This is a genomic window from Pseudomonas sp. SDO5271_S396, assembly GCF_054071795.1.
The window spans coordinates 151,699-178,676 of sequence record NZ_JBSVWB010000005.1 but is presented as its reverse complement, the minus strand read 5'-3'; the positions used below and the strand labels follow the sequence as shown (position 1 = coordinate 178,676).

Genomic DNA, 26,978 nt, shown 5'->3' with positions numbered 1-26,978 from the left:
CGAATACGTTCAGACGGCGCTGACCCGTTTGGGTGCCGGCTTGAGCGACTGGTCCAGCTGCTGGTTGAATTCCAGCCACAGCGCCAGTGCGGCCATTAACAGGGCGCCTACCAGCGCGGTCAGAATCTGCATGGCGAACGCATCGTCGGCCAGGGCGTTGATCATGTCCGCCAGCGGCGCAAGCACCACGCCCAGACAAAATACCTCCAGCGAATAGCGCCCCATGCGACAGAGATGCTGGGCCAATCGTCCCTCTGTCCAGGTACGGCCCGGCAGCAGTTTGGCCGTCACGTAGGCCAGGGCGAGGAAGTGCAGCAGGCGCACCGGTGATAGATCGGTCTTGCTGATGGGGTAGATCAGGTCGCTGAGCCACGCCGGCATTGCCGCGTCATGAATTTCGGGCCAGCGCCACGACAGGGTAATCACCCCGGTGACCAGCACATAGGCCAATGCCCCGACGAATATCGGCTGATGCTTCAGTGGTCTGTTCTCGACAGGCCGTGGCTGGCGGCTGTGGATCGCCGCCGCGCCACCGAGCACGAACAGCAGTTGCCAGGTGACCGGGTTGAAGTACCAAACGCCATCGGCAATGGCCCGCAGATTCCAGCCCATCCACGGTGCCAACAGGTAGATGGTGGTGGACACCGCCACCACCGCCCAGGTCTTGCGCAGCAGCAGCGGCAACACCAGCGGCAGGCCGGCCAGCAGCACGATGTACAGCGGCAGCGGGTCCATCAGGTTGGGCTTGAAGCGCAGCAGTAGTTCATCGGTGAGCGCTTGTTGCGGGTGGGTGACGAAGTGCGTCAGGCCCATCTCCTCGACGAGGTCGCGGGTTTCCACATGGCTGTTGGCGAAGAACACGATGCCCATCAGCATCGCCAGCAGGAAGATATGCACCACATACAACACCCAGGCACGGCGCAGGATTTTCAGCGAGGCAATCCAGTAGCCGTCGCGTTGCAGGATCTTGCCGTAGGCCAGCACGGCGGCATAACCGGCGAGGAACACGAAGACTTCCGCCGCATCGCTGAAGCCGACGTTGCGCAGGGTGATCTGGCCGAGGGGGTTGTGGGGGACGTGATCCCAGAAAATGAAGATCAACGCCAGGCCCCGAAAAAAATCGATGCGCGGGTCGCGTCCGTTCAGCATGGCAGCGGGCTCTTGAACAAAAGGTTTAGTAAAGACAGGCGAATGCGCGTGTTGTCGTACGCCGCACGTCGGGCCGGCGCAGGTTGGCGGTATTTGTAAGCAATTGCAAAGGCGGGATATTACTGAATGTAAAGCCTGCCCGGTGCCGGGCAGGCCAGGGGAACATCACGCGGCGCTGGCTTCGTGGGGTTCGAAGCTGTCCGCCCGCGCCATCTGCCACATGCGCGAATAGAACTCGCCATTCACTTCGCCGGTGAGCAATTCGCCGGGTTTGAGGAACACATGCAACTGCGAGAACAGCTTGATCTCGGTCGCCGACATGCGTCGCACCAGGTGTTTGGCCGACAGTTGCGACGGATGATCCAGCCCTGCCGCCGCAAGCATTTCCGCCAGCGCCTTGAGGGTGTTGCGGTGGAAGTTGAACACGCGCTGGGCCTTGTCCGGCACCACCAGCGCGCGTTGGCGCAGCGGGTCCTGGGTGGCCACGCCGGTCGGGCATTTATTGGTGTGGCAGCTTTGCGATTGAATGCAGCCAATGGCGAACATGAAGCCGCGCGCCGAGTTGGCCCAGTCGGCGCCGATGGCCAGCACGCTGGCGATGTCGAACGCGCTGACGATCTTGCCGCTGGCGCCGAGCTTGATTTTGTCGCGCAGGTTCAGACCCACCAGGGTGTTGTGCACGAACAGCAAACCTTCACGCAGCGGCACACCAATGTGGTCAGTGAACTCCACCGGCGCGGCGCCGGTGCCGCCTTCCTTGCCGTCGACCACGATGAAGTCCGGCAGGATGCCGGTTTCGAGCATGGCCTTGGCGATGCCCATGAACTCCCACGGATGGCCCAGGCAGAATTTGAAACCCACCGGTTTGCCGCCGGACAGTTCGCGCAGTTGGGCGATGAACTGCATCATTTCCAGCGGCGTGGAAAACGCGCTGTGGCGAGAGGGTGAAATGCAGTCCTCGCCCATCAGGATGCCGCGTGTGTCGGCGATTTCCTGGGTGACCTTGTGCTTGGGCAGGATGCCGCCGTGGCCGGGCTTGGCACCCTGGCTCATCTTGATTTCGATCATCCGCACTTGCGGGTTCTGCGCCTGCACGGCAAAGCGTTCCGGGTCGAAGCGCCCGTCGCTGGTACGGCAACCGAAGTAGCCGCTGCCCAGCTCCCAAGTCAGGTCGCCGCCGTGTTCGCGGTGGTACGGGCTGATACTGCCTTCGCCGGTGTCATGGGCGAAGTTGCCCAGTTTGGCGCCCTGGTTGAGCGCGCGGATGGCGTTGGCGCTCAGCGAACCGAAACTCATCGCCGAGATATTGAACACCGAGGCCGAGTACGGTTGCTTGCATTGCGGGCCGCCGACCATCACGCGAAACGCGCTGGGGTCGCTCAGTGGCGCCGGGCGCATGGAGTGGCCGATGAATTCGAAGCCCGACTGGTACACATCGATCAGGGTGCCGAAGGGCTTGTCGGCGCTTTCGTTCTTGGCGCGCGAATACACCAGCGACCGCTGGGCCCGGGAGAAGGGCAGGGCGTCGCTGTCGGACTCAAGCAGGTACTGGCGGATTTCCGGGCGGATGGCTTCCACCAGGTAACGGATATTACCCAGGATCGGGTAGTTGCGGCGCACCGCGTGGGGACTTTGCAGCAGGTCGAACAGGCCGATCAGGCTCAGCACGCCGGTGACCACCGTGATGGGCCACAGCCATTCATGTTCGATAAAGGGGAGGCTGGCGAGGGTGAAAATGACGCACACGGCAAAGAAGGCGTAACGGCTTAGTAACGACAGGCTCATACGGTTTTCCTTGGGTTCGGACTCATCGGCTAGGCGTTTTGCGCCTGTAGAAAGATCGAAAACAGCTCCGACTGGGATTTGATACCCAGCTTGCTGTAGATGTGTTTCTTATGGACTTTCACGGTTTCCACGGAGATTTCCAGCTTACGGGCGATTTCCTTGCTGGAGCAACCGCTGAGCATCAAGCGGCCCACGTCCAGCTCGCGGGCGGTGAGCTGCGCGCCCCAGTCGTCATTCTGGAGCGGTGGCTGCGGCACGCTGACCTGGCTGAGTTCATGGGGCAGGCGCTGGCGCAGCAGGCTCAGCACCCAGGGCTGGATCAGTGACAGCAGGGCGATTTGCTGCGGATCGAAGCGTTGGTTCGAGCCCAGGGACAGGCACAGGGTGCGACCGTCCGGCAGGTGGCAATTGAACTGGATTTCATCGGCCACGACGTTGAGGCGGAAGTAGCGCTGGTAGTACTCGGTGAGTTCGAAATGCTCCGGCGCGACGTCGGCCAGGCGAACCAGCCCGGTGTGGGCACGCTCGCGGCTGGCGATGTAGAAGGGGTCGAGCAGGTACAGGCCGTTGAGGTAGTCCTGGACAATTGGTCCGGCGTGCCGTCGGCGCCTGGGCATTCGGCGAACACCAGCGGGCGGTGCGCGCTGCTGAACAGCAGTGCCACCCAGCTGTCGGACGGCACGTATTGGTCCAGCAATCGGACAAGCTGGGTCCAGAAGTTGGGCTGGTCCAGCGCGTCTATCATTTGCCCCACCGCACGGTGCCAGGCGATGTCTTGCAGCGACATGGTCATTGATCTACCCCTATCGGGTTACCCCCGCCGCGTGATTCCCTGGTGGGTTGAGGCTGCGCATACTGCGGCACAGCTAAAGAACAAGGAATACCCATGAAGGTCGAATTTGCCCAGTTGGCCGGTCGTGATAACGATACAGCTTACAACCTTGAGCGCGCCTTGGCGGCCATTGCTGCCTGCGCCGACGATACGCAACTGATCGTATTCCCGGAAACCCACCTGACCGGTTTCCCCTCGGCTGAAACCGTCGCCGCTGTTGCCGAGCCGCTGGACGGTCCCACCGTGCAAGCCATTATCCAGGCTGCCCGTGCACGCGATGTCGCCGTGGTGATCGGCATGATCGAGAACGACGGCGGCCAATTCTATAACACCACCCTGCTGATCACGCCCGAAGGCATCGCCTTGCGTTATCGCAAGACCCATCTGTGGCCTTTGGAGCGCGGCGTGGTCAGCCCCGGTGATCGTTATGCCACCTGCCTGTGGAAGGGCATACGCGTCGGCCTGTTGATCTGCTACGACATCGAATTTCCGGAATCCGCCCGCGCTTTGGGGCAGTTGGGTGCTCAATTGCTGCTGGTCACCAACGGCAACATGGACCCGTATGGCCCCACACACCGCACCGCGATCATGGCCCGCGCCCAGGAAAACCAGGCGTTTGCGCTGATGGTCAACCGTGTGGAAGACGGCGATGGCGAATTGGTGTTTGCCGGCGGCAGTGCGCTGGTGGACCCGTTCGGCACCTTGCTGTTTGAAGCCGGACGTGAAGAAGGGCAATTCACCGTCGAGCTGGACCTCGACCAACTGGCGGCGGCGCGCAAGGACTACCGCTACCTGGACGACCAGCGCTTGAAATTGCCAGGTGAGGTGATCGAGCGCAGCGACGGGACGCGCGAACTGCTGATCCCCAAAGCCTGACACCACCCCCCTTGCAGGAGTTCGGCAAGCCGGGCTCCTACAAGGGGGCGCTGCACCCATAAGAATCAATGCACTCGCTTCACCGACTTCAGTTCTGCCATAAATCTAATAATTGCGCGGAGAATCACCCATGGCTCGTTTGCAACGCACCCTGTCGTTAGGGGCGGTGGTGCTGTTTGGCATCGCCTATATGACACCGATCATTGTGCTCGGTACCTTCGGCATCCTGGCGCAATCCACCGCCGGCATGGTTCCCGCCGCTTACCTTGCGGCGCTGGTGGCGATGTTTTTCACCGCCATGAGTTACGGGCGCATGGCTTCGGCGTTTCCGGTGGCCGGTTCCGCCTACAGCTATGTGCGCAAGGCCATCAGCCCCAAACTGGGCTTTATCGCGGGTTGGGCGGTGTTGCTCGACTACCTGTTCCTGCCCATGGCCATCTGGCTGATCGGCGCGGCGTACCTGAATTCGGCGTTCCCTGCGGTGCCGCAGTGGGTCTGGGTACTGGCGTTCATCGGCATCACCAGCGTTATCAATATCGTCGGCCTCAAACTGGCCAACGGCATAAATGCCTTGCTGATGCTGGTGCAGTTCCTGGTGCTGATCGCATTTGTCGCACTGTGCATTCACTACATCGGCGGCGACGCAAGCAAGCCGTTGTGGAGCATCGCGCCGTTCTTCAATGGCCAGATGCACATGCCATTGATCATGAGTGGTGCGGCCATCGCCTGCTATTCGTTCCTGGGCTTTGATGCGGTCAGCACCCTCACCGAAGAAACCCGCGACCCACGCCGCACCATCCCACGGGCGATCATGCTGATCACCCTGATTGGCGGGCTGATCTTTGTGGCGGTGTCCTACTTCGTGCAGATTGCCCATCCGTCCTTCGAGTTCGCCAACGTGGATTCGGCGGCGTATGAAATTGCACGCAACATCGGCGGCGATCTGTTTGTGTCGATCTTCCTGATCGGCTTGATCGTCGGCCAGTTCGCCTCGGGGCTGTCGGCCCAGGCCAGTGGTTCGCGGTTGCTGTTCGCCATGGGGCGTGACGGCGTGCTGCCCAAATCGTTCTTCGGCACTTTGCATGCGCGCTTCGGCACGCCGGTCAACAGCATCCTGCTGTGCGCGGTGGTGGCGTTGTTGGCGTTGAAGCTGGACGTGACCACTTCCACGTCGTTCATCAACTTCGGTGCATTCCTGGCGTTCAGCCTGGTGAACCTGTCGGTGATCTTCCACTACTGGATCGGCGCCAAGGCGCGTGGCCTGCGTGAACTCGTGCTGTTCCTGGTGTTCCCGGCCATCGGCCTGGCGGCGGACGTATGGCTGATGGTGAGCCTCGATCACCTGGCGATTTACCTGGGGCTGGTGTGGTTGGCGATCGGTCTGGTTTACCTGGGGGTACTCACCCGTGGTTTCTCGCAACAGCCACCGGAAATGGACTTTCAGGAAACCGCTTAGAAGCACCGGGCCTATTCTTATTGCAATAGGTTCTCGTTTGGGTGCATGATTTGTGTTACTGTATAACACATATTTTGTACCCCGACGCCCCGGAGGCCTTATGAAAGCTGGTATCCATCCCGACTACCGCACCGTGCTGTTCCATGACACCGCCGCCGATGTGTTCTTCCTGATCGGCTCCACTGCCGACAGTGATCGCACCCATAAACACAGCGACGGCAACACTTACCCTTACATCCCGCTGGACGTGTCCAGCGCTTCGCACCCGATCTATACCGGTCAACAGCGCAAGACCCAGGCCGAAGGCCGGATTGCCGGGTTCAACAAGCGTTTTGCTTCGTTCGGTTCAAGCCCGAAAAAAGCCGACGCGTGAGGGTTTCACGTTTCACCTCGAAGGCCGCTCCGGTATCTGGAGCGGCTTTTTTTATGCGCTGATATCGTAAGGCCATCATTCTGCCAGAAACCGACTAGACTACTCAGTATCCGCCAGGGAGGCAGGCCCATACCGTAAGGAGCGCACACCGACGATCCGAGGTGTTCCATGGGAGAGTCCGTAGCCTTCACCGATGCCGACCGCGCCGTGGTGCTGTTGATCGATGCCCACCCGGACGTGCTGCACAGCCTCACGCAACTGTTGCGGCTGGAACCTTTCGACCTGCACAGCGCAACTTGCGCGGCTGACGCCCTGGCGATCCTCGCCGGCCAACCCGTCGACCTGGTGATGAGCGCCGCACGCCTGCCGGACATGGACGGCGCCTCGCTGCTGGCCCATATCCACCAGCATTACCCCCATACCGTGCGCATCCTGCTCACTGGCGAGACCGACCTGACCCTGATCATCAAGGCGATCAACGAGGGCGAAATCTACCGCTACCTGAGCAAACCCTGGAACGATGAAGAATTGCTCATGGCCCTGCGCCAATCCCTGGCCCATCAGCATTCCGAGCGCGAACGCTTGCGCCTCGAACAACTGATCCTGCAACAGAACGAAGCCCTCAAGCAGCTCAATGCCACCCTGGAAAAACGCGTGGCCTCGCGCACCAGCGAACTGCAGCAAACCGCCGACATGCTCGACCTGGCCTATGAAGAGCTCAAGCACAGCTATGCCACCGGCACCGAAGTGTTCTCGTTGCTGGCCAACCTGCGCCTGCCGCGCGCCAAGCAGACCAACCGGCAGATTATCGAGTTGGTGCGTACTTGGTGCGTCACCCAGGGCGTTGACGAAGCCAGCACCCGCGACCTGACCATGGCCGCCGCGCTCTACAACATCGGCAAGCTGAGCTGGAGCGACAGCATGATGGCCTCGCCCTCGGACCTGCTGCACGGCAGCGACCGTGAGCGCTATCGCGCCTACGCCGCCCAGAGTGAATCCCTGCTGATGACCCTGGAACCGATGAAGGATGCCGCGCGGCTGATCCGCCACCATCAGGAGCGCTGGGACGGCAGTGGCGCGCCGGATCACCTCAAAGGCGAAGCAATTCCGCCAGGTTCGCGGCTGTTGAAGCTGGCGGTGGATTTCATCGAGCTGCAAAAAGGCCTGATCCTCGAGCGCCAGATGAACAGCGACGAAGCGCTGCTGTACATCCGTAAATACGCTGGCCGGTTTTACGACCCGCAGATGGTCGAGGTATTTGTGCGGGTCTGCGCCACCTACCTCAACGACGTAACCCTGGGCGATCCCACCATCAAGGTGCTCGGCACCCGCGAGTTGCTGGAGGGGATGGTGCTGGCGCGCAACCTCAATGCGGACAACGGCATGCTGCTGCTCAATGCCGGCAAGGTACTGAACCTGCCGTTGGTGGATAAGTTGATCGCCTTCGAAACCATGGAGGGCGCGCGTTACAGCGTGTTTATCAAGGACACCGCTGTAACCACACTCTGAAATTGATTGTTCCCACGCTCCGCGTGGGAATACCTACCTGGACGCTCCGCGTCCGCTCTTGAAGTCGTGACGCGGAGCGTCACAGGATGCGTTTCCACGCAGAGCGTGGGAACGATCGTCATCAAGACAGTTGCTCCCACATTGATTGCGGCACTCTCAACGATCATGTGATCCTTGCGCCTTTGTGTTCAAGGTAACCTTTTCATGACTTCTACCATCCGCATTGCCGCCGCGCTCCTGATCGGGCAAGACGGCCAGACTCTGCTGGTGCGCAAGCGCGGCACCCAGGCGTTCATGCAGCCGGGCGGCAAGATCGACGCCGGCGAACAGCCCGCTGAAGCGCTGGCCCGTGAGTTGTACGAAGAACTGAATCTGCGCATCGACCCGAATGCAGCGGTGTACCTGGGGCATTTCTCCGCCCCGGCTGCCAACGAGCCCGGCTTCACTGTGCAGGCGGAGTTGTTTCAGGTACAGATCGACGTACCGGTGACTCCAGCTGCGGAGATCGAGGAAATACGCTGGATCGACCCGGCCGGTGACGGCGGCCTGCACCTGGCGCCGCTGACGCGGGATTTGATCCTGCCGTTTTATCGCGCTTCGTTGCCAGCATGATCATTCGCACCCTGGAGGTCGGTGATGCCGTCGCGTATCGGGCGTTGATGCTCGAGGCGTACGGTGCCTATCCCCAGGCATTCACCTCCAGCGTGGCGGAGCGTGCGGCGATGCCACTGACTTGGTGGGAAAAGCGCTTGAACAACCCGCTCGACCGTTTGCTCGGTGCGGTTGAAGGGGATGAACTGGTCGGCATCGTCGGCCTGGCGTTCGAGCCCCGGGAGAAGGCCCGGCACAAGGTGACGCTGTTCGGCCTGTATGTGAACGCCGCCCATCAGCACAGGGGCCTGGGCCGTCGGTTGGTCGAAGCGGCTCTGGAGGAGGCCTGCAAACAGCCGCGGCTGAAGGTGATCCAACTGACCGTTACCGCCGGCAATGACGCCGCCTTCGCCTTGTACCAACGCTGCGGCTTCATTCAGTACGGCCTGGAACCGCTGGCGGTGCGGGTGGGTGTCGATTACTTCGACAAGATCTACATGTGGCGCGAGCTCAAGCCCGACTGATATTCCAGGGTGAGAACCCATTCCAATGTGGGAGCGGGCTTGCCCGCGAATGCGGTGGGTCAGTGATGAGTCTATCGACTGACACTGCGTCTTCGCGAGCAAGCCCGCTCCCACAGTTTGATCCTCACTGTCTCTGACATCAGCGCACGGCGCTGACCCCATCCAGGGTGGAAAACGACGTGTCCTTGGCCGTCAGCAAGAAATCGCGCATATACGGCGCATCGAGCATGTCGGCGCGGATCCCGGCATACAGCGTGGCAAACAAGCCTTTTTCGCCCAGACGCTTGGCCTTCACATAGCCCCGCGAGCTGTATTCATGCAGCGCCCAATGGGGCATGCCGCACACGCCGCGACCGCTGGCCACCAGTTGCATCATCATCACCGTCAGCTCCGAGGTGCGCACCTGGGCCGGTTCCACATCGGCGGGTTCCAGGAACCGGGTGAAGATGTCCAGGCGGTCGCGTTCCACCGGGTAGGTGATCAGGGTTTCGGTCAGCAGGTCTTCCGGCACGATGTACGACTTGCTCGCCAGGGCATGCTGGTTGGCCACGGCCAGCATGGCTTCATAGGTGAACAGCGGCACATAAGTGATGCCCGGCAGGTCCAGCGGGTCAGAGGTCACCACCAGGTCCAGGTCGCCACGGGCCAGGGCGGGCAACGGGGCGAAGGCAAAGCCCGAGGCCAGGTCCAGCTCGACTTCCGGCCAGACATCGCGGAATTGGTCGATGGTCGGCATCAGCCACTGGAAGCAGCTGTGGCACTCGATCGCCATGTGCAGACGCCCGGCGGTGCCACCGGCCAACCGTGCGATATCCCGTTCGGCACCGCGCAGCAGCGGCAGGGTGGCGTCAGCCAGTTGCAGCAGACGCAGGCCCGCGCTGGTGAAGCGCAGCGGCTTGGTCTTGCGCACGAACAACGGCATGCCCAGGCGTTCTTCCAGCTCCTTGAATTGGTGGGACAACGCCGATTGCGTCAGGTGCAGGCGCTCGGCTGCTTCCACCAGGCTGTCGGCCTCGCGCAGGGCGTGCAGGGTCTTGAGGTGACGGATCTCGAGCACGGGATCTCCATGAAAGCAATTTGTGATGAATTCGAATTGCGTGAGTTTGTCTCATGTTGCCGAATCTGTCGACACGCAGCTTGAAGGTGACCGCTCGGCACTCTTCATCAAACTGTCACGCAACTGTGGCAGCGCGCTTTAACAAACATCATCAGACTCGCGCTCCACTGGGGTTCTGCGTTTTGGTGTTTTTCATGCGTGTGGTGTTTTTGCTGGCCGCTCTCTTGTTCGGCCTGCCGTCTTTTGCGGCTTCTCGATGTGACGTCAATGTCCCGACCCAAACGGTCGATCTGGCTCAGGTAAGCATTGCCTACCAGAGCATTGGTCGTGCGTCCGATCCGGCCTTGCTGCTGGTGATGGGCCTGGGCGGCCAGTTGATCCACTGGCCGGATGAAGTGGTGATTGCCCTGTGCCAGCAAGGTTTTCGGGTGATTCGCTACGACAATCGTGATGTCGGCCTGTCCAGTTGGCGCCAGGCGCCGGCCAGTGCCAACCTGACGTTTGAAGTGCTGCGCTACAAGCTTGGCCTGCCCGTGGCGGCGCCTTATACGCTGACCGATATGGCGGACGATGCCCTGGGCCTGATGGACGCGTTACAGGTCCGGCAATTCCATGTGCTGGGCGCGAGCATGGGCGGCATGATCGCCCAGCACTTGGCGGCCATGGCTCCGGATCGGGTGGAAAGCCTCACCCTGGTGATGACCACCTCCGGCGCCGAAGGCCTGCCGGCGCCCAGCGCGGCGCTGGTGCAACTGCTGTCACGGCGCAGCGCGCCCAACCGCGAAGTCGCACTGGAGCAACAGGCCGATTTGCTCGCCGCCCTGGGCAGCCCGGTGGTGAAGGATGATCGCGAAGCCCTGTTGCATCAGGCGGCGGTCGCTTATGACCGCGCGTTCAACCCCGACGGCGTTAAACGCCAGATCATGGCGATATTGGCCGAACCGAGCCGCGTGCCGTTGCTCAACCAACTCCGCGTACCGACCCTGGTGGTGCACGGTACCGCCGACCCGTTGTTGCCGGTGATGCATGGCGTACACCTGGCGGCGCATATCCAGGGTAGCCAGTTGAAGCTGATTCCGGGCATGGCCCATCGATTCCAGGAAGCGTTCAAGGCGCCCCTGCTGACGGCGGTGCTGCCGTACCTGCAAGCCCATCGCGAGGATGCGGCGCACTGGACGCAGATTGACCTGGGCGAGCCTTCGAAGGTGCTGTGACATTGGTGTATGGTGCAACTTTTGCGGCGCAAGAATGCCAGCGAGGTTGCCCACCATGAGTACTCCCCTGAAAATCGATTTCGTCAGCGACGTGTCCTGCCCCTGGTGCATCATCGGCCTGCGCGGGCTGACCGATGCCCTCGACCAGCTTGGCAGCGAAGTCCAGGCCGAGATCCATTTCCAGCCGTTCGAACTGAACCCGAACATGCCTGCCGAGGGGCAGAACATCGTCGAGCACATCACCGAAAAGTATGGCTCGACGCCCGAGCAATCCCAGGCCAACCGCGAACGCATCCGTGACACCGGCGCCGCGCTGGGTTTTGCCTTTCGCACCGACGGCCAGAGCCGCATCTACAACACCTTCGATGCCCATCGCCTGTTGCACTGGGCCGGCCTTGAAGGGTTGCAGTACAACCTCAAGGAAGCGCTGTTCAAGGCGTACTTCACCGAGCAGAAGGACCCGTCCGACCACGCGACCCTGGCGATCATCGCCGAAAGCGTCGGCCTGGACCTCACCCGTGCCGCCGAGATTCTCGCGTCCGATGAATACGCCGCCGAGGTGCGCGAGCAGGAGCAACTGTGGATTTCCCGTGGCGTGACCTCGGTGCCGACCATCGTGTTCAACGACCAGTACGCCGTCAGCGGCGGCCAGCCGGCGGAGGCGTTTGTGGGCGCGATTCGGCAGATCATCAGCGACGCTCGTTCCTGACACTGACGTTGCAGGCCTGGCTTGTGTGGGAGCTGGCTTGCCTGCGATAGCAACCTGTCGGTCAACGACGATGCAAGCTGACTCACCGCTATCGCAGGCAAGCCAGCTCCCACGTTTGTTTCTCCGTGTTCTTTCGATAGTGGCTGGCCCGTCCCTTGCATTGACCCCTTAAAGCCTTAGGGGACACTGCCTTGAACATTCTCGACCTCGACCACAGCCTCACCGGCCAGGCTCCGATTGCCCGGCGGCTGGCCAGTGGCGCCGCGACCCGCATTGACCTGCTGGACCTGGGCCCCAAACTGCGCCTGTGGTCCACCGAAAAGACCTGGAACCGCTTCGCCCACCGCCTGGCCCAACGGCCCCGGCCGGTGGACGCGCGCCCGGAAATCCTGTTTGTCGGCTCCGGCGACTATCACCACCTCACGCCGGCATTTCTCGCAGACCTCAAAGAACCCATCAGCCTGATCCACTTCGACAACCACCCCGACTGGGTGCGCTTTGCGCCCAAGCGTCACTGTGGCTCGTGGGTCAATCGGGCGCTGAAAATGCCGGCGATCAAACGCATCGTCACCCTCGGCCCATGCAGCGACGACCTGCACAATCCGCAATTGCGCGGTGGCAACCTGGGCGCCTTGAAGCAGGGGCGGTTGCAGTTGTTTCCCTGGCAGCATGCACCGTCGAAAGTCTGGGGGCGGGTCGGCGATGGCGCCGGCCATCGGCAGCAAGAAAACCACCTGCACTGGCGCAACCTGGCCGAGCTGGATTGGGCGGCGTTCCTCGAACAAATGATCGACGACCTGCCCACCGATGCTATCTGGATCACTATCGACAAAGACGTACTTGCCAGTGAAGACGCGGCCACCAACTGGGACCAGGGCGGCATGCGCCTGACCCATCTGCTGCAAGCCCTGCGGGCCTTGGCGGCGGGTAAACGCATCATCGGCATCGACGTGTGCGGCGAGTTCGCCACACCGGCGTTCAGCAATGCGTTCAAGCGATGGGAGGCCAAGTCCGACCAACCGCCGCCCGAGCGCTGGAGCGCCGAAGATTTGCAACGCAATGCGGCCACCAATGCGGCCTTGATCGACCTGTTTGAGGAGTTGTTCCCGTGACCTTGACCGTGGTGTTGCTGGTGGCGTTTTCCATCGTGCTCGATGTGATCGGGCAGCTGTGTTTCAAGATCGGCCTGGACCGTTTGCCGGAACTGGAGGGCGGTTTTCGCCTGAATGCGTTCTGGGGCCAGGTGTTCAACGCGCCGTTGCTGTGGGCGGGGATCGGCGCCTATGCCGTGGAGTTCTTCGTGTGGCTCGAAGCCCTGTCCCGCGCACCGTTGAGCCTGCTGTTCCCGGCGGCGGCCCTGGCTTATTGCGGGGTAGTGCTGGCGGGCAAAGTGGTGCTGGGCGAAACCGTCAGCCGCCGTCGCTGGCTGGGCACCCTGGTGATTACGTTTGGTGTGATGTTGGTGGCGATTGCAGGGAGTCAGGCATGAGTACGCAAACCCTGAATAACGGCTGGCTGCATGGGCGCTTGGGCACGGTGGTGCTGTGGGCGCTGCTGATTTGTACCGAGAGCGCCGGGCAGTTGTTCACCAAGGTGGCCGGGGATCAACTGGGGCAGATGGACGTGAGCTGGCAGTGGCTGGGGGAGGTGGCGCGCAACCCCGGGATCCTGGCGGCGATCGGCAGTTATATCGGCGCGTTTTTCGTGTGGATGCTGATCCTGCGCCGCAGCAGTCTGTCCCTGGCGTTCCCGCTGAGTTCGCTGGTGTTCGTGGTGGTGTTGCTGGGGTCGTGGCTGGGGCTGGGAGAACACATCAGCCTGCTGCACTGGGTGGGCGTCGCGGTGATTATCGGCGGCATCGCCCTGCTGGCCGAAGGCGAAGAAAACTGATCACTCGGGCCTGACTCGATCTTTGTGGTGAGCGAGCTTGCCTCGCGCAGGGCAAGCCTGCTCACCACAAGGGTGAGTGGCTGGTCAGGATTTTCTGTGCGCCACCAGGAAGCCCAACCCGTGTGACACCGGAAGCTGCTTCACCCCCGCCTCGCGTTGCTGCCCGGCAATTTCCCGATGAAACGCCTTCACCTTGGTCCAATGCATCTTTGGCCGGTAGTGGTGTTCGGCGTGGTAGCCGTTGTTCATCCAGATCAGGTTGTACAACACGCTGTAGGAGCTCACGCCCCAGGCAATCGGCAGGTCCGGGTTGCCGCCGAAGTGTTCGTAGTAGCCGTTGAGCGATGACAGGCACTGGCCCAGGTACCAGAACGGCAGCAGCCACAACACCGCGTGCCAGTCGTAGAACGCCAGGGCGATGTAGAACGCCACAGTCACGACGATCTCGACCTTGACCCAGCGCGCATCCGCCGGGCGCTTGCGCTTCATTTCGTCGTAGAACGGCTTGGGATCATCGCGGAAAAAACTCAGGAACGTATAGGCCCACGGGTTTTCCGGCTGGCCATCGTGGCCACGCTGGTAGATCGACAGCGGGTCGATGGTCTTGCCGTCCGGCCCCGGCAGGTCGGCGTTGCCACGGTGATGGCGGTTGTGGATATCGCGGTACAGCGTCTGGGAGAAGCCGATGGTCACCGACAGCAGCAAATCGAACGCGCGGTTCATGGGCCGGTGGGTGAAGTAGGCATTGTGAATCTGGTTGTGGGAGATGCTGTTGATGCTCCACGACAGACTGATCGCGTACACCAGCGCCAGCGGCACCAGGGCCCACCAGCTGAGGCTGTGGAAGGCGGCGACCAGCCAGATGACGAACGCGAAATGCGCCAGGCCCAGGGCGATGGGCACCAGGTCCCAGAGTGAGTGATGCAGCAGGCGGTAAGCGGGGCGAGCCATTGAAAATGTCCTGGAAAAGTGGATTCCAGGACGTCATTGCAAACCCCAGACCAACCTAATCGAACTTGTAACTGATGGCCGTTTGTACCTGGCCCTGGTTCACTTCGCCGGTCTGCCGGACGATGCTGCTATCGGCCGCCGAACCCACCAGGTGCACCCAGCTGGCACTGGTCAGCAGTGACCATTTCGGCGCCAGGGGAAACTCGAAGCTCTGGGTAAACGTCAGGTTCTGGAAGCCGCCGCTGGCGTTGTATGGCTTGAAGCCCGAGGCGGCGGCCTCGTTGTCGTCCACACCGAAAAACGTGTTGGTCTGGCGGTCGTCGGCGAAGTGCGCCATCAGGCCGCTGCTGCCAATGATCCCGCCGCCCAGCGGGTAGCCCAGTTCGCCACCGACCTTGCCGAGCACGCCGCCCTGGTCGTGTCCCCCGCCCACGGCACGGCCCAACTGGGCGTAGACCCGCCAGAAGTCGGCGGGCGCGTACTGCACGAACCCGCCCACCTCGGCCATGCTCGAGGCATCCCGCAGGCCCGCAAGGGCGCCGTTGGCGGTGCGGCCCGGGACGTAGTTGATATAGGGCCCGGCGGTAAAACCGTTGGTACTCAGGGCGCTCCAGGTCAGGCCGTCGTCGGTACCGAGGCTGACACTGCCCCAGTCCAGATCGAAGTAAGGAATGGCGGTGATCTGGTAGCGGCTGCCGGTGGGTTCCCGGGGTTGATAGCTGACGCCTGCACCCACTTCACCGGTGATGCCTTCGGCCACGGCAGCGTTCGAAAAGCTCCACAGGCCAAGCAAACCGGCGAATGCAGCGCATGTGATCCTGAACATGGTCACGGTTCCTTGATTGATTACGTGCGCATGAACGCGCGAAGCGCCCGTGCCGCGCAAGCACTCATCTTGTTTGTAGCAAGCTACAAAAATTGTAGCTCCCGCGACACAAATCCCTTCCTGCACCGGGCAAAGCCCCAGCCCTGCTGGGCGATGGCCAGTTGGCACACTCCCTGCTCTACCCCTGTTGCAAGCGCACACAGCGCGCTCTTCCAAGGTAAACACTGATGATCCATTGGCATATCGTGTGTGACTTCGACGGGACCATCACCCCCACCGACGTCATCGACAACGTCCTCCAACGCTTCGCCGGTCCCGAGTGGGAAACCATCGAACAGGAATGGCTGGATGGGCATATCGGTTCACGCGAATGCCTGAGCCGCCAACTGGCGCTGATCAAGGCCACGCCGAACGAACTGCTGGCGTACTTCGACAGCGTCGAGATCGACCCGGACTTCCCGGACTTCGTCGACCACGTCATCGGCCTGGGCGCGTCCATCGAAGTGGTCAGCGACGGCATCGAGCAGGGCATTGCGCGGATCCTGTCACGCAACTACGTGACCCTGCTGCCGATCCTCGCCAACCGCCTGCGCCAGGTCGACCAGAACAGCTGGCGCATCGACTTCCCGTATTCCAGCGATGCCTGCCGTGCCGCCTCCGGCAACTGCAAGTGCAAGTCCACGCCGCGCAACAAGCGCGTGCTGGTGATCGGCGACGGCAAGTCCGACATGTGTGTGGCGTCCACCGCCGACTTCGTGTTCGCCAAGGGCAGCCTCGCCGACTACTGCGTGGCCAACGACATTCCCCACGCACGCTTCGAGACCTTCGCTGAAGTGCCTGCGCTGCTGGCGCTGCTGCCACAAGGCATCGCCGCCAACGCCAACTCCTTTACTGCTGACAACCAGGAACTCTTCCACCATGTCTGATATCCGTATCGCTACCGCCGAAGACCAGGTGCTTCTGGACAAAGAAGCCAAGTACTGCTCCTACGGCGACACCGTTCACTACATCGAGCCACCGCGTATTTTCAGCCGTTGCGAAGGCTCCTACGTCTGGGACACCGAAGACCAGGCCTACCTCGACCTGCAAATGTGGTACTCGGCGGTCAACTTCGGCTACGCCAACCCGCGCCTGAACAACGCGCTGAAACAGCAGATCGACACCCTGCCGCAAATCGCCAGCCAGTACCTGCACAAAGGCAAGATCGAGCTGTCGGAAATGATCGCGGTGGATGCCAAGAAGAAGTTCGGCCTCGACGGTCGCGTGCACTTCAACGTCGGTGGTTCGCAGTCCATCGAAGACTCCCTGAAGGTGGTGCGTAACGCCACCAACGGCAAGAGCCTGATGTTCGCCTTCGAAGGCGGCTACCACGGCCGTACCCTCGGTGCGTCGTCGATTACCTCGAGCTACCGCTACCGTCGCCGTTACGGCCACTTCGGCGAGCGTGCGCAGTTCATCCCGTTCCCGTACCACTTCCGTGGCCCCAAAGGCATGACCAAGGAAGAGTACGGCAGCCACTGCGTGCAGCAGTTCGCCCGTCTGTTCGAGACCGAATACAACGGCGTGTGGGACCCGAAAGTCGGCGCCAGCGAATACGCGGCGTTCTACGTCGAGCCGATCCAGGGCACCGGCGGCTACGTGATCCCGCCGATGAACTTCTACCGCGAATTGAAGCAAGTGCTGGATCAGCACGGCATTCTGCTGGTTTCCGACGAAATCCAGATGGGCTTCTACCGCACCGGCAAACTGTGGTCGATCGAGCACTTCGACGTGCAACCGGACGTGATCGTGTTCGGCAAGGCGCTGACCAACGGTCTCAACCCGCTGGGCGGCATCTGGGCCCGTGAAGAATTGATCAACCCGAAGATCTTCCCGCCAGGCTCCACCCACTCCACCTTCGCCTCCAACCCGTTGGGTACGGCCGTGGGCCTGGAAATGTTCAAGATGACCAACGAAGTCGACTACGGCGCGATGGTCATGGCCAAGGGCAAGTTCTTCCTCGAAGGCCTGCAAGACCTGCAGAAGCGCTTCCCGATCATTGGCGATGTCGACGGCCTGGGCCTGGCGCTGCGTTGCGAAATCTGCGCACCGGATGGTTTCACCCCGGACAAGGCGACCCTGGACTACATGGTCGAGGAAGGCATGAAGGGCGACATGGTGGTGGACGGCCAGAAACTCGGCCTGATTCTCGACGTGGGCGGTTACTACAAGAACGTGATCACCCTGGCACCGTCCCTGGAAATCAGCTACCCGGAAATCGAACTGGGCCTGAAGCTGCTCGAGCAACTGCTGGTGCGGGCGACCAACCGGTGAAACAGGTAGAGATCGACCTCGGTGAAGGTGATGCCGGTTTCGTTCTCGGTGAAGGTCCGGTCGGGATCCTGTTGATCCACGGCCTGACCGGCACCCCGACGGAGTTGCGCCAGGTCGCCAAGGGCCTGGTCAAGGCGGGCAATTGCACGGTGTACGTGCCTACCCTGGCCGGGCACTGCGGTGACAACAGCGACCTGCAGGCCACCGGCTGGCTCGACTGGTACGAAGGCGTGCGCAAGACCTTCGTCGGCGTGAAGCAGCGCCACGAGCAGGTGTTTGTCGGTGGCCTGTCGATGGGGGCGGTGATGTCCATGTATGTGGCGTCGCAGTTCCCGGGGCAGGTCGCGGGTCTGCTGATGTACTCGACCACCCTGAAGTACGACGGCTGGAGCATCAACAAGCTGGCGTTCCTGACGCCGTTGTTGATGAAGATTCCATTCGGCGTGCACATTTGCCGCTTCGAAGAAAAACCGCCCTATGGCATCAAGAACGAACGCCTGCGCGGTATCGTCGAGCGCCAGATGAAGGAAGGGCAGAGCAGCGAGGCTGGCCTGTTGACCATGGAGGGCATCACGGTGCGCGAGTTGCACCGGATGAACGCCGTGGTGAAGCGGCTCATGCCCTCGATCCAGACGCCTACGCTGGTGCTGCATTCCATCGAGGACGACATCACCAGCCGCTGGAACGCTGATTATGTGGAGCGCCATCTGGGCGGGCCGGTGACCAAGATCCTGCTGGACAATTGCTACCACATGATCACCGTCGACCTGCAATACCGCCGGGTGATCGAGTTGAGTGCGGAATTTGTCGCGCAGCATGCGGACGTCAAACCCATGCAGATCAATGTGGGAGCTGTCGAGCTCCGGCGAGGCTGCGATGCAGGCGCCTCGGTCTACCCAGTGTTCCGGGGTGATGCCATCGCAGCCTCGCCGGGGCTCGACAGCTCCCATATTTGATTGGCGCTCATCCAGAAATAAGGGACACCTGTGATCACCACCCAAGCCTTCCCGACTATCCGGGCCATCCAGCGCAGTGCCTGGAACGACTGTTTTCCCGGGGCGCTGGAGGACTGGGACTATTACGTCGCCGTGGAAAACGCCGCCATCGATGATTTTCAGTGGCGATACCTGGCGGTGTTCGACGATGGAACGCTGGTGGCCGTGGCTGCCGCGTTCATCACCCATTATCGGCTCGACACCACGGTGTCGGGCGCCGGCAAGCGGTTGACCGAGCGCGTCGAACGGCTGTGGCCGGGCCTCTTGAAATTGGGGTTGTACGCCCTCGGTTCCCCTGTGGCCGAGCGCTGCGATGCCGGCGTTGCGAGCCATGTGCCGCCGGCCCGTCGCGCGGCGTTGTTCGAGCAATTGCTGGTCGCGGCGCGCCAGGATGCCGATGAGTTCGGCATCGGCCTGGTGGCGGTCAAGGACGCGCCGAGCAAGGACCCCCATTGGCTCGACAGTTGCCGCGCTGCCGGCTTTCAAAGCATGCCGAGCCTTCCGACCGGTGTGTTGCCGCTGCCTTACGGGTCGGTGGACGCCTACCTCGGTTCCCTGGGCAAATCCACGCGCAAGGACCTGCGGCGCAAGCTGCGCGCGCCGGGGCCGCGAGTGGAGTGGCGGCGCAATATCGACGATGTGCTGCCCGAGGTCATGCGCCTGTACGAAGCCACTCTCACACGCGCCGAGTTGCAGTTCGAACGGTTGCCCGCCGGCTATTTCACCGGAGTGCTCGAACGGCTGGGGGAGCGCGCGGTCTGTGTTCTTTACTGGGTGGACGAGCAACTAGTGGCGTTCAACCTGATCCTGGTGGATGAACACCGGCTGGTGGACAAGTTTTTCGGGCATGACGTCGAGTTCACCCGCGACTACAACCTGTACTTCCGCAGTTGGCTGACCAATGTCGACTACTGTATTGAACACAAGATTGCAGTGTATGAGTGCGGGCAGGCCGGGTATGCCAGTAAGCTGCGCCTGGGCTGCGAGTTCCAGGGCAACAGTGTGTTCTTCCGGCATCGCAACCGGCTGGTCAACGGCCTGCTCAAGCTTGTAAAACTGTTTATTCGACCGGATCGTTCCGACCCTGCCATGGCTGCTGCGATAAGCGAAACCTGATGATCACCAAGACCCGCCCGAAAGCCCGTCCTTTTGCCATTTCGCGCTGGAGTGTCCAGCGCAAGCTGGTGCTGGCGTTCTGGCTGGTCAGCGTGATTCCGACGATGATCGCGGCGGAGCTGGCCGCCACCACGCTGTCGCAGATTTTCGACAGCAACGTAAGGATCTGGCTGCAAGAGTCGACCAAGATCGTCAAGGACGAGATCGGCGACATCCTTCACGACAACGCGCGCATGGCCAAGCTGTTCCTGCGTTACACCAGCCCACCGTCGAACCGTCAGGCCGCCAAGCATGACCGGCTGACGGCCGACATCGCCGATGCCACGGATATCGATGTGGTGGCGCTGATTCGCACCAGCGACCATAAACTGGTGTTCAGCACCGCCTCCGATGACATCGTCAAACAGATCAACCTCACCAGCAACGCGGTGCTGCAGACCGTGCAGGTGGCGGGTGTGAGCACCGGGATCGTGGTGTCCACCTTCGAGACCACCCAGGACGGCGTCGATTACCTGTTGCTGGTGGCCACCTACCTGGACAGCAGTTTCCTCACCAGTGTGGCCGATGTGCACTCCCTGGATTTGCGTCTGTACCTGGCCAACCCCGACGGCTTCTCGGAGATCTTCTCTACCCAGCGCTTTGAGGATCACCCCTCGCGCATCCCCAAGAACGTCGAGACCCTGATGCGCAGCACCAAGCAGCCCAGCGAGCAGTTCACCAACAACTACAGCGGGTTGTACTGGCCGATCTTCAACGACGCCGGCGACCTGCAAGGCGTGATTTTCAGTGGCCTGCTGCGCCATACCAGCCTGGTGGGGCTGGTGAACCAGAGCAACCTGTTCGTGCTGATTTTCCTGCTCAGTTCGGCGCTGTCGCTGGCGGCGGGGGTGTTGGTGTCGCGGCGCCTGACCAAACCGCTGCGGGATTTGTCCCAAGGCGTGAGCGCGGTGATCTCGGGCAATTACGAGCACCGGGTGCTGGTCAGCGGCGGTGATGAGCTGGCCCAGTTGAGCAGCACCTTCAACCACATGACCGAACGCCTGGGCGAGCTGCATCACCTGGAAGCCCAATTGCGCCGGCGCGACCGCCTGCACGCCCTGGGTGAAGTTGCCATGGGCCTGGCCCACGAGATCCGCAACCCGCTGGGCATCATCAAGACCGCCACCCAGTTGCTGCACCGTCGCGCGGACTTGCCGGACACCGACAAGCGCCACCTGGAATACGTGATCAGCGAGGTCAGCCGCATCAACGACCTGATCACCGAGTTCCTCGACTTCGCCAAACCCAACCCGCCCCTGCGCGTGATGCAGCCGGCGCGCGTGTTGGTAGAGGAAATCCTCGGCTTCTGCGGCCCGGAGCTGTCCACCCACAACATCGATGCACAGATCGATGACCAGGCGCCCGGCGCGACGATCTACGCCGATGCCAAGCAGCTCAAACAGGCCTGCCTGAACCTGATTCTCAACGCCATCGACGCCATGCCCGAGGGCGGGCGCCTGACCCTGGGCATCCGTAGCGAAGACGACAACACGATCATCAGCATTGCCGATACCGGCCAAGGTATCCCGGCGGACATGATCGAGCGCATCTTCACGCCGTTCGTCACCACCAAGGCCTCGGGCACCGGCCTGGGTCTGGCCAAAGTCTATTCGATCATGGAAAGTCACGACGGCAGCATTGAATGTGCCAGTGAGAAAGATGCCGGCGCCACCTTCAGCCTGTACATTCCGGCGACGGGCGAAGACGACGAGGACAGTCATGACGCATAACGTATTGGTGGTCGACGACGAGCCCAAGCTCTGCGACCTGCTGGCGTCGGCCCTGGGCCAGGGGGACATCCAGGTATTTACCGCCGGCAATGGCCTGCATGCGCTCAAAGTGCTGGAGCAGGAAAGCATCGACCTGGTGATCAGTGACTGGCGCATGCCGGGCATGGACGGGCCGGCGCTGCTGGCCGAGATCAAGGTGCGTTACCCCCAGGTGCCGGTGATCGTGATGACCGCCTACAGCACGGTGAAAAACGCGGTGCAGTCGATGCGCAACGGCGCCTACGACTACATTGCCAAGCCGTTCGATATCGACGAACTGGACATCACCGTGGCCAAGGCCCTGCAATTTCGCGACATCATGCGCGACAACGCCCGCATGCGCGCCGAGCTGGACGAGCACGCCCAGTTCGACAGCCTGGTGGGCGACAGCCCGGCGTTTCGCAAGGTGTTGCAAGCGGTGGATTCGGTGCGCGACAGCAACGCAACCATCCTGCTCACCGGCGAAAGCGGTACCGGCAAAGAGATGGTGGCACGCGCGATTCACAAGCACGGCAGCCGCGCCGATCAACCCTTCGTGGCGGTGAACTGCGCGGCGATTCCCGAGGGCCTGCTGGAAAGTGAAATGTTCGGCCATCGCAAAGGCGCGTTTACCGGCGCCGTGGCCGACCGGGTCGGGCGTTTTCAACAGGCCGACAAGGGCACGCTGTTTCTCGATGAAGTGGGCGATATGCCCCTGGCCTTGCAGGCCAAGATCCTGCGCGCGTTGCAGGAGCGGGTGATCGAGCCGGTGGGCGATCCGCGCGAGCGCAAGGTGGATGTGCGGGTGATCGCCGCCACCAACAAGAACCTGCTGGACGCGGTGGCCAACAAGGAGTTTCGCGAGGACCTGTATTACCGCCTCAACGTATTTCCGATTCCCTTGCCGTCCCTGCGCGAGCGCGTGGAAGACATCGCGCCGCTGGCCCGCCATTTCGCCCAGACCCTCAGCGCCACCGCCGGCAAGCGCATCACCGGCTTCAGCCCGGAAGCGTTGCAGGCCATGGCGGCGTATCACTGGCCGGGCAATATCCGAGAGCTGCAGAACTGCGTCGAGCGCGCGACCATCGTGGCGGCGTCGCCGGTGATCGAAGACATCGACCTGCCGGGCTACCTGTTTGCCTCAAGGCCGAGCGAGGGCGGCGTCGAGGCGATTCTGAGCGACGGGCCGGGGCTGCCGCCGGACCTGGATGCGGCGCTGGCTGAGGTGGAGAAGGCCTATATTTTGGCGGCGTTGCAGGAGAGCAACGGCGTGCAGGCCGCGGCGGCGCAGAAAATCGGGATTTCCGAGCGCAGCTTCTGGTATCGGCTGAAGAAGCTGGGCATTCAGGTCGACAAGATCGTTCGCTGACCTATCTGATACACCTCAATCCAAAATGTGGGAGCAGGCTTGTGTGGGAGCGAGCAAGCCCGCTCCCACAGTCAGGAATGGACGCGCACCCAGACGCTGACCAGCACCGTCGCCGCGATCAACCACGCCACTGCCGCCACCGCGAGCGAGGCTTCCAGCCGCATCCGGTCGACCATCACATACAACGTCGCCAAATACACAAAGTACGGAATGATCGACCACATCCCGAACAGGATCGTGGTTTTCAAGTCCTCCACCGAGCGACCCTTGCCGACGATGTAGTGGGCGATCAGGGCAAAGGTCGGGAACAGCGGCACCAAGCCTGCGATGTAATAGTTTTTGGTCTTGGCCAGCGCCGCCAGAATCAACACCACTGCCGCGCCAAGGGCGGCTTTGAGTACCAGGTCCATCAGTGGCTCAACCCGTATTTCTTGACCTTGTCGAACAGGGTGGTCTTGGCCATCCCCAGTTCCTGGCTCGCTTGAGTCAGGTTGCCGCCGCTGCGTTGCAGGGCGTCGTTGAGCAGGTTGCGCTCGAACGCTTCCACCGCTTCGGTGAAGGCCAGTCCATGGCTGCCGCCGCTGGCGCCGCTTTTCTTGAAGGCGGGCAGGCCCAGGGCGAAGCGTTCGGCGACGTTGCGCAGTTCGCGCACGTTACCGGGCCAGTCGTGGCTCATCAGGCTGGACAGGGTCTGGTTGTCGAGGTCGGGCGCGGTGCGGTCAAAGCGCAGGGAGGATTGCTGCAGGAAGTGTTCGAACAATTGCAGGATGTCTTCGCGGCGCTCGCGCAGGGGCGGCAGTTCCAGCGTGACCACGTTGAGGCGGTAGTACAGGTCGCTGCGGAACTGGCTGGCGCGGCTCAGTTCGTCGAGGTCGGACTTGGTGGCGGCGATCACCCGGCAATCCACCGCCACGCTCTGGTTGGAACCCAGGCGCTCCAGGGTGCGCTCCTGCAATACCCGCAGCAGCTTGATCTGCAGGTTGATCGGCATGCTCTCCACTTCATCGAGAAACAGTGTGCCCTCATGGGCGTGCTCGATCTTGCCGATGCGACGCTTGCCGGCGCCGGTAAAGGCATTTGCCTCGTGGCCGAATATCTCGCTTTCGAACAGGTTCTCCGGCAGGCCGCCGCAGTTCAGGGCGACGAACTGGTGGGTGTGACGCCGACTGAAATCATGCAGGCAACGCGCGACCAGCTCCTTGCCGGTGCCGGTCTCACCTTCGATCAATACGTTGGCCGAGGTGTCGGCGACATTGGCGATCAGTTCCCGCAGGTTCTGCATGGCCGGCGAACGGCCGATGATGCGACCTTCCAAGGAATCCCGCTCGGCCAACTGGCGGCGCAGCGACCAGACTTCCCGGGCCAACCCGCGTTGCTCCAGGGCACGGCGAACCACGTCCACCAGGCGCTCGGGCGAGAAGGGCTTTTCCATGAAGTCGTAGGCGCCGTTGCGCATGGCACCGACCGCCATGGAAATATCGCCATGCCCGGTGATCAACACCACCGGCAGGCTTTTATCCAGGGCCTTGAGGCGGTTCAACAGCTCCAGGCCGTCGATGCCCGGCAGGCGAATGTCGCTGATCACGATGCCGGCGAAGTTTTCGCCGATGCGGGTCAGGGCTTCTTCTGCGCTGCCTACGCCCACGCTGGGAATGTCTTCCAGCGCCAGTGCCTGCTGGCAGCCGAGCAGCACGTGGGGGTCGTCTTCGACGATCAGGACCGTCAGGTTGGCATTCAGATCTGTGTTCATGTCGGCTCGTGTTGTTGAGCGCCGGCCATCGGCAAGCACAGGACAAAGGCGGTTCCGCCACTGGCCGGGTGCTCCACGGCAAGGTTGCCGCCGGTGGCCGCAGCGAGGCTGGCGGACAGGGTCAGGCCCAGGCCCAGGCCTTGTTCGCCGGGCTTGGTGGTGAAGAACGGTTCGAACAGATGCTTGCGCGCTTCGGGGTCGATGCCGTGACCGTTGTCGCGCACGTACAGGCGGTATTTGTCATCGATCTGTTGACCCTCCAGCCACAGTTGCGGGGCTGGTTGCGCTTGCATGGCGTCGAGGGCATTACCGATCAGGTTGACCAGAATCTGTTCCAGGCGCGTCTGGTCGATCTGCAACTGGGCAGGGGTGAAGTCACGGTGCAGAGTCAGCGGCAGGCTATCGAGGCGCGCGCTCAACACCTGGAATGCTGCGTCCACGGCTTTACCCAATGCGGCTTCGCCCTGGTCGTCACCGCGCCGGGCGAAGGAGCGCAGGCTGGCGGTGATGCGGCCCATGCGGTCGATCAGTTCATTGATGGTCTTGAGGTTGGCGCTGGCGGTGTCCAGGGCGCCACGCTCAAGAAAGCGCACGGTGTTGCCAGACAAGGTTCGCAGCGCTGCCAGGGGTTGGTTCAACTCGTGGGCGATGCTGGTGGACATCTGCCCGATGGCCGCCAGTTTGCCGGCCTGCACCAGTTCGTCCTGGGCACGACGCAGGGTTTCTTCGGCCTGGCGCCGCTCGCGAATCTGGCCCTTGAGCCGTTCGTTGCTAGCGCGCAGGTCGGTGGTGCGTTCGGCGATCCGCCGTTCGAGCTGGCTGTTGGCCTCCTGCAAGGCTTCCCGGGCGGCGAGGCGGGTGGCGATGACCTTGCGGCGCTCGTTCCAGGCGATCAGCAGAAAGGCGACCAGGCCGAAGGCGACGGCCACCAGGATGCCCTGGTTGATCGCGGCGCGGCGCAAGTCATTGAGCGGGGTGAGCAGGGTGAAATTCCACGGCGTGTCGTTGAGCGGGCGGGTCTGGGCCAGGTAACTGACTTCGTGTTCGTCGGCCACCACTTCGCTGTTGGCCGGGAAGGTGAGTTTTTCGGTGCCTTCGTTGAGGCGTTCGCGGGCCAGGGGCTCCAGCTCGTTCAAGGTCGCCCAGTAATATTGCAGGCTGTGGGCCAGGCGCTCCTTGGTCTCGTCGCTGAGCGGGCGCACGGCCTTGAGGCGGCGCGCCGGGTCGCTGGACAGAATGATGATGCCGTTCTCGTCGCTTACAAACGCTTCGAGGCGCGCGCGTTGCCAGCGCTCTTCAAGGGCTTCGAGGCGCACTTTGACCACCGCGACACCGATGATCTTGCCGTGCTCTTCCAGGCCATGGGCCAGGTAGTAGCCGGGTTCGCCGTTGGTGCTGCCGATGCCGTAGAAACGACCAGGCTGACCGCGGACGGCGTTCTGGAAATAGGCGCGAAAGGACAGGTCTTCACCCTGGTAACTGTCGGCATCGCGCCAGTTACTGGTGGCTAGTACCCGGCCGGTAGTGTCCATCACGTAGATGGCGCGGCTGCGACTGCGCCGGTTCAGGCCTTCGAGGTAATCGTTGACGGTTTTGCGGGTTTCCTGGTTCGGGTCGGCCAGTAGCGTGGAGACGCTGGACTCCAGTTCCAGCAGGCTGGGCAGGTAGGTGTATTTGCTCAGTTCGCTTTCGACGGTACGGGCGTGCAACTCCAGCTGGCGCTCGCCGTTGTCGCTGAGGGTGCGGATGCCATAGTACTCACTGACCCAGAAGCCGATGTAACCCAGGCCGATCATCAGGGCGATGATCAACGGCGGCAGGAAAAGCTGGCGTATCAGACGGGGCTTCACGGCAAGTGATGGCGGCGCGGCGCGATAAGGGTTGGGGTCGCATTTCATCACAGATG

At 62.2% G+C, this 26,978-nt stretch carries 25 protein-coding genes and 1 pseudogene; 17 read left to right on the top strand and 9 right to left on the bottom strand.

Annotation, left to right across the window (positions count from 1 at the left end):
- Positions 1-9: 9 nt before the first annotated feature.
- The 3 genes and pseudogenes from ACW9IN_RS06440 to ACW9IN_RS06430 form a co-directional block, all read right to left on the bottom strand.
- Positions 10-1,149, bottom strand: coding sequence for an OpgC family protein (locus tag ACW9IN_RS06440; RefSeq protein ID WP_457365093.1), 1,140 nt, complete (start codon positions 1,147-1,149; stop codon positions 10-12).
- A gap of 165 nt (positions 1,150-1,314) precedes the next feature.
- A complete protein-coding gene (locus ACW9IN_RS06435; protein WP_457365092.1) occupies positions 1,315-2,934 on the bottom strand; it encodes an FMN-binding glutamate synthase family protein in 1,620 nt (539 codons plus the stop codon).
- 29 nt (positions 2,935-2,963) lie between these two features.
- Positions 2,964-3,727 (bottom strand): annotated as a pseudogene (locus ACW9IN_RS06430) (response regulator transcription factor).
- A 93-nt stretch (positions 3,728-3,820) separates the two neighbouring features.
- Here ACW9IN_RS06430 and ACW9IN_RS06425 point away from each other — a divergent pair.
- From ACW9IN_RS06425 to ACW9IN_RS06400, 6 genes are all read left to right on the top strand, one after another.
- Positions 3,821-4,642, top strand: a complete 822-nt coding sequence (locus ACW9IN_RS06425) for a carbon-nitrogen hydrolase family protein (protein ID WP_457365091.1) — start codon at positions 3,821-3,823, stop codon at positions 4,640-4,642.
- 130 nt (positions 4,643-4,772) lie between these two features.
- Positions 4,773-6,098 (top strand): APC family permease, encoded by a 1,326-nt coding sequence (locus ACW9IN_RS06420; protein WP_457365090.1) that lies wholly within the window; start codon positions 4,773-4,775, stop codon positions 6,096-6,098.
- Positions 6,099-6,198: 100 nt separating this feature from the next.
- Positions 6,199-6,471 carry a type B 50S ribosomal protein L31 gene (locus tag ACW9IN_RS06415; RefSeq protein ID WP_016970719.1) on the top strand — a complete coding sequence of 91 codons (273 nt, stop codon included), beginning with the start codon at positions 6,199-6,201 and terminating at the stop codon, positions 6,469-6,471.
- Positions 6,472-6,639: 168 nt separating this feature from the next.
- Positions 6,640-7,980 (top strand): HD domain-containing phosphohydrolase, encoded by a 1,341-nt coding sequence (locus ACW9IN_RS06410; protein ID WP_457365089.1) that lies wholly within the window; start codon positions 6,640-6,642, stop codon positions 7,978-7,980.
- Positions 7,981-8,184: 204 nt separating this feature from the next.
- A complete protein-coding gene (locus tag ACW9IN_RS06405; protein WP_457365088.1) occupies positions 8,185-8,592 on the top strand; it encodes an NUDIX hydrolase in 408 nt (135 codons plus the stop codon).
- A complete protein-coding gene (locus ACW9IN_RS06400; RefSeq protein ID WP_457365087.1) occupies positions 8,589-9,095 on the top strand; it encodes an N-acetyltransferase family protein in 507 nt (168 codons plus the stop codon). The genes ACW9IN_RS06405 and ACW9IN_RS06400 overlap by 4 nt, the downstream gene beginning before the upstream one ends.
- Before the next feature lie 139 nt (positions 9,096-9,234).
- Here the strand turns inward: ACW9IN_RS06400 and metR are convergent, their stop codons facing one another.
- Positions 9,235-10,152: a transcriptional regulator MetR gene (gene metR / locus ACW9IN_RS06395; protein ID WP_457365086.1), complete on the bottom strand. Its 918-nt coding sequence runs from the start codon at positions 10,150-10,152 to the stop codon at positions 9,235-9,237.
- Between the two features lie 194 nt (positions 10,153-10,346).
- On the opposite strand from metR, the gene ACW9IN_RS06390 reads away from it, so the two are divergent.
- The 5 genes from ACW9IN_RS06390 (at position 10,347) to ACW9IN_RS06370 (ending at position 13,965) form a co-directional block, all read left to right on the top strand.
- On the top strand, positions 10,347-11,366 hold the full coding sequence (locus ACW9IN_RS06390; RefSeq protein WP_457365085.1) for an alpha/beta fold hydrolase: 1,020 nt from the start codon (positions 10,347-10,349) through the stop codon (positions 11,364-11,366).
- Between the two features lie 55 nt (positions 11,367-11,421).
- Positions 11,422-12,075, top strand: a complete 654-nt coding sequence (locus ACW9IN_RS06385) for a DsbA family oxidoreductase (RefSeq protein ID WP_457365084.1) — start codon at positions 11,422-11,424, stop codon at positions 12,073-12,075.
- Positions 12,076-12,266: 191 nt separating this feature from the next.
- The gene (locus ACW9IN_RS06380) at positions 12,267-13,187 is read left to right on the top strand and encodes an arginase family protein (protein WP_457365083.1); all 921 of its coding nucleotides are present in this window, start codon (positions 12,267-12,269) and stop codon (positions 13,185-13,187) included.
- Positions 13,184-13,564, top strand: a complete 381-nt coding sequence (locus ACW9IN_RS06375) for a transporter (protein ID WP_457365082.1) — start codon at positions 13,184-13,186, stop codon at positions 13,562-13,564. Before ACW9IN_RS06380 ends, ACW9IN_RS06375 begins: the two co-directional genes overlap by 4 nt.
- On the top strand, positions 13,561-13,965 hold the full coding sequence (locus tag ACW9IN_RS06370; protein ID WP_457365081.1) for a transporter: 405 nt from the start codon (positions 13,561-13,563) through the stop codon (positions 13,963-13,965). The genes ACW9IN_RS06375 and ACW9IN_RS06370 overlap by 4 nt, the downstream gene beginning before the upstream one ends.
- Positions 13,966-14,049: 84 nt before the next feature.
- On the opposite strand, the gene ACW9IN_RS06365 is transcribed toward ACW9IN_RS06370, so the two are convergent.
- On the bottom strand, positions 14,050-14,916 hold the full coding sequence (locus ACW9IN_RS06365; protein WP_457365080.1) for a fatty acid desaturase family protein: 867 nt from the start codon (positions 14,914-14,916) through the stop codon (positions 14,050-14,052).
- 55 nt (positions 14,917-14,971) lie between these two features.
- Positions 14,972-15,742, bottom strand: coding sequence for a MipA/OmpV family protein (locus tag ACW9IN_RS06360; protein WP_457365079.1), 771 nt, complete (start codon positions 15,740-15,742; stop codon positions 14,972-14,974).
- A gap of 227 nt (positions 15,743-15,969) precedes the next feature.
- On the opposite strand from ACW9IN_RS06360, the gene ACW9IN_RS06355 reads away from it, so the two are divergent.
- Genes ACW9IN_RS06355 through ACW9IN_RS06330 form a run of 6 tightly spaced genes read left to right on the top strand, consistent with a single transcriptional unit; the run spans position 15,970 to position 23,322 of the window.
- Complete coding sequence (locus tag ACW9IN_RS06355) at positions 15,970-16,668, top strand: MtnX-like HAD-IB family phosphatase (protein WP_457365078.1); 699 nt, start codon at positions 15,970-15,972, stop codon at positions 16,666-16,668.
- Positions 16,661-18,055 (top strand): aspartate aminotransferase family protein, encoded by a 1,395-nt coding sequence (locus ACW9IN_RS06350; RefSeq protein ID WP_457365077.1) that lies wholly within the window; start codon positions 16,661-16,663, stop codon positions 18,053-18,055. Before ACW9IN_RS06355 ends, ACW9IN_RS06350 begins: the two co-directional genes overlap by 8 nt.
- Complete coding sequence (locus ACW9IN_RS06345) at positions 18,052-19,011, top strand: alpha/beta hydrolase (RefSeq protein WP_457365076.1); 960 nt, start codon at positions 18,052-18,054, stop codon at positions 19,009-19,011. Before ACW9IN_RS06350 ends, ACW9IN_RS06345 begins: the two co-directional genes overlap by 4 nt.
- 30 nt (positions 19,012-19,041) lie before the next feature.
- Positions 19,042-20,166: a GNAT family N-acetyltransferase gene (locus ACW9IN_RS06340; RefSeq protein WP_457365075.1), complete on the top strand. Its 1,125-nt coding sequence runs from the start codon at positions 19,042-19,044 to the stop codon at positions 20,164-20,166.
- On the top strand, positions 20,166-21,935 hold the full coding sequence (locus ACW9IN_RS06335; RefSeq protein WP_457365074.1) for an ATP-binding protein: 1,770 nt from the start codon (positions 20,166-20,168) through the stop codon (positions 21,933-21,935). Before ACW9IN_RS06340 ends, ACW9IN_RS06335 begins: the two co-directional genes overlap by 1 nt.
- A complete protein-coding gene (locus tag ACW9IN_RS06330) occupies positions 21,925-23,322 on the top strand; it encodes a sigma-54-dependent transcriptional regulator (protein WP_457365073.1) in 1,398 nt (465 codons plus the stop codon). Before ACW9IN_RS06335 ends, ACW9IN_RS06330 begins: the two co-directional genes overlap by 11 nt.
- A 71-nt stretch (positions 23,323-23,393) precedes the next feature.
- On the opposite strand, the gene ACW9IN_RS06325 is transcribed toward ACW9IN_RS06330, so the two are convergent.
- The 3 genes from ACW9IN_RS06325 to aauS are packed head-to-tail and all read right to left on the bottom strand — an operon-like array spanning position 23,394 to position 26,970.
- Positions 23,394-23,732: a GlpM family protein gene (locus tag ACW9IN_RS06325; protein ID WP_457365072.1), complete on the bottom strand. Its 339-nt coding sequence runs from the start codon at positions 23,730-23,732 to the stop codon at positions 23,394-23,396.
- On the bottom strand, positions 23,732-25,072 hold the full coding sequence (gene aauR, locus ACW9IN_RS06320) for a two-component response regulator AauR (protein WP_457365071.1): 1,341 nt from the start codon (positions 25,070-25,072) through the stop codon (positions 23,732-23,734). The genes ACW9IN_RS06325 and aauR overlap by 1 nt, the downstream gene beginning before the upstream one ends.
- Entirely contained in the window at positions 25,069-26,970 is a 1,902-nt protein-coding gene (gene aauS, locus ACW9IN_RS06315; RefSeq protein WP_457365070.1) for a two-component sensor histidine kinase AauS, read from the bottom strand. The genes aauR and aauS overlap by 4 nt, the downstream gene beginning before the upstream one ends.
- Between the last annotated feature and the right edge of the window lie 8 nt (positions 26,971-26,978).

What these genes read in the sequence shown, in the direction of transcription:
- ACW9IN_RS06335 (WP_457365074.1), top strand. Translation starts at nt 20,166, where the DNA reads ATGATCACCAAGACCCGCCCGAAAGCCCGTCCTTTTGCCATTTCGCGC.
- ACW9IN_RS06400 (WP_457365087.1), top strand. Translation starts at nt 8,589, where the DNA reads ATGATCATTCGCACCCTGGAGGTCGGTGATGCCGTCGCGTATCGGGCG.
- aauR (WP_457365071.1), bottom strand. Translation starts at nt 25,072, where the DNA reads ATGAACACAGATCTGAATGCCAACCTGACGGTCCTGATCGTCGAAGAC.
- ACW9IN_RS06390 (WP_457365085.1), top strand. Translation starts at nt 10,347, where the DNA reads ATGCGTGTGGTGTTTTTGCTGGCCGCTCTCTTGTTCGGCCTGCCGTCT.
- ACW9IN_RS06420 (WP_457365090.1), top strand. Translation starts at nt 4,773, where the DNA reads ATGGCTCGTTTGCAACGCACCCTGTCGTTAGGGGCGGTGGTGCTGTTT.
- ACW9IN_RS06440 (WP_457365093.1), bottom strand. Translation starts at nt 1,149, where the DNA reads ATGCTGAACGGACGCGACCCGCGCATCGATTTTTTTCGGGGCCTGGCG.
- ACW9IN_RS06350 (WP_457365077.1), top strand. Translation starts at nt 16,661, where the DNA reads ATGTCTGATATCCGTATCGCTACCGCCGAAGACCAGGTGCTTCTGGAC.
- ACW9IN_RS06365 (WP_457365080.1), bottom strand. Translation starts at nt 14,916, where the DNA reads ATGGCTCGCCCCGCTTACCGCCTGCTGCATCACTCACTCTGGGACCTG.
- ACW9IN_RS06415 (WP_016970719.1), top strand. Translation starts at nt 6,199, where the DNA reads ATGAAAGCTGGTATCCATCCCGACTACCGCACCGTGCTGTTCCATGAC.
- ACW9IN_RS06410 (WP_457365089.1), top strand. Translation starts at nt 6,640, where the DNA reads ATGGGAGAGTCCGTAGCCTTCACCGATGCCGACCGCGCCGTGGTGCTG.
- aauS (WP_457365070.1), bottom strand. Translation starts at nt 26,970, where the DNA reads ATGAAATGCGACCCCAACCCTTATCGCGCCGCGCCGCCATCACTTGCC.
- ACW9IN_RS06405 (WP_457365088.1), top strand. Translation starts at nt 8,185, where the DNA reads ATGACTTCTACCATCCGCATTGCCGCCGCGCTCCTGATCGGGCAAGAC.
- ACW9IN_RS06385 (WP_457365084.1), top strand. Translation starts at nt 11,422, where the DNA reads ATGAGTACTCCCCTGAAAATCGATTTCGTCAGCGACGTGTCCTGCCCC.
- ACW9IN_RS06435 (WP_457365092.1), bottom strand. Translation starts at nt 2,934, where the DNA reads ATGAGCCTGTCGTTACTAAGCCGTTACGCCTTCTTTGCCGTGTGCGTC.
- ACW9IN_RS06325 (WP_457365072.1), bottom strand. Translation starts at nt 23,732, where the DNA reads ATGGACCTGGTACTCAAAGCCGCCCTTGGCGCGGCAGTGGTGTTGATT.
- ACW9IN_RS06355 (WP_457365078.1), top strand. Translation starts at nt 15,970, where the DNA reads ATGATCCATTGGCATATCGTGTGTGACTTCGACGGGACCATCACCCCC.
- ACW9IN_RS06360 (WP_457365079.1), bottom strand. Translation starts at nt 15,742, where the DNA reads ATGTTCAGGATCACATGCGCTGCATTCGCCGGTTTGCTTGGCCTGTGG.
- ACW9IN_RS06370 (WP_457365081.1), top strand. Translation starts at nt 13,561, where the DNA reads ATGAGTACGCAAACCCTGAATAACGGCTGGCTGCATGGGCGCTTGGGC.
- ACW9IN_RS06425 (WP_457365091.1), top strand. Translation starts at nt 3,821, where the DNA reads ATGAAGGTCGAATTTGCCCAGTTGGCCGGTCGTGATAACGATACAGCT.
- ACW9IN_RS06330 (WP_457365073.1), top strand. Translation starts at nt 21,925, where the DNA reads ATGACGCATAACGTATTGGTGGTCGACGACGAGCCCAAGCTCTGCGAC.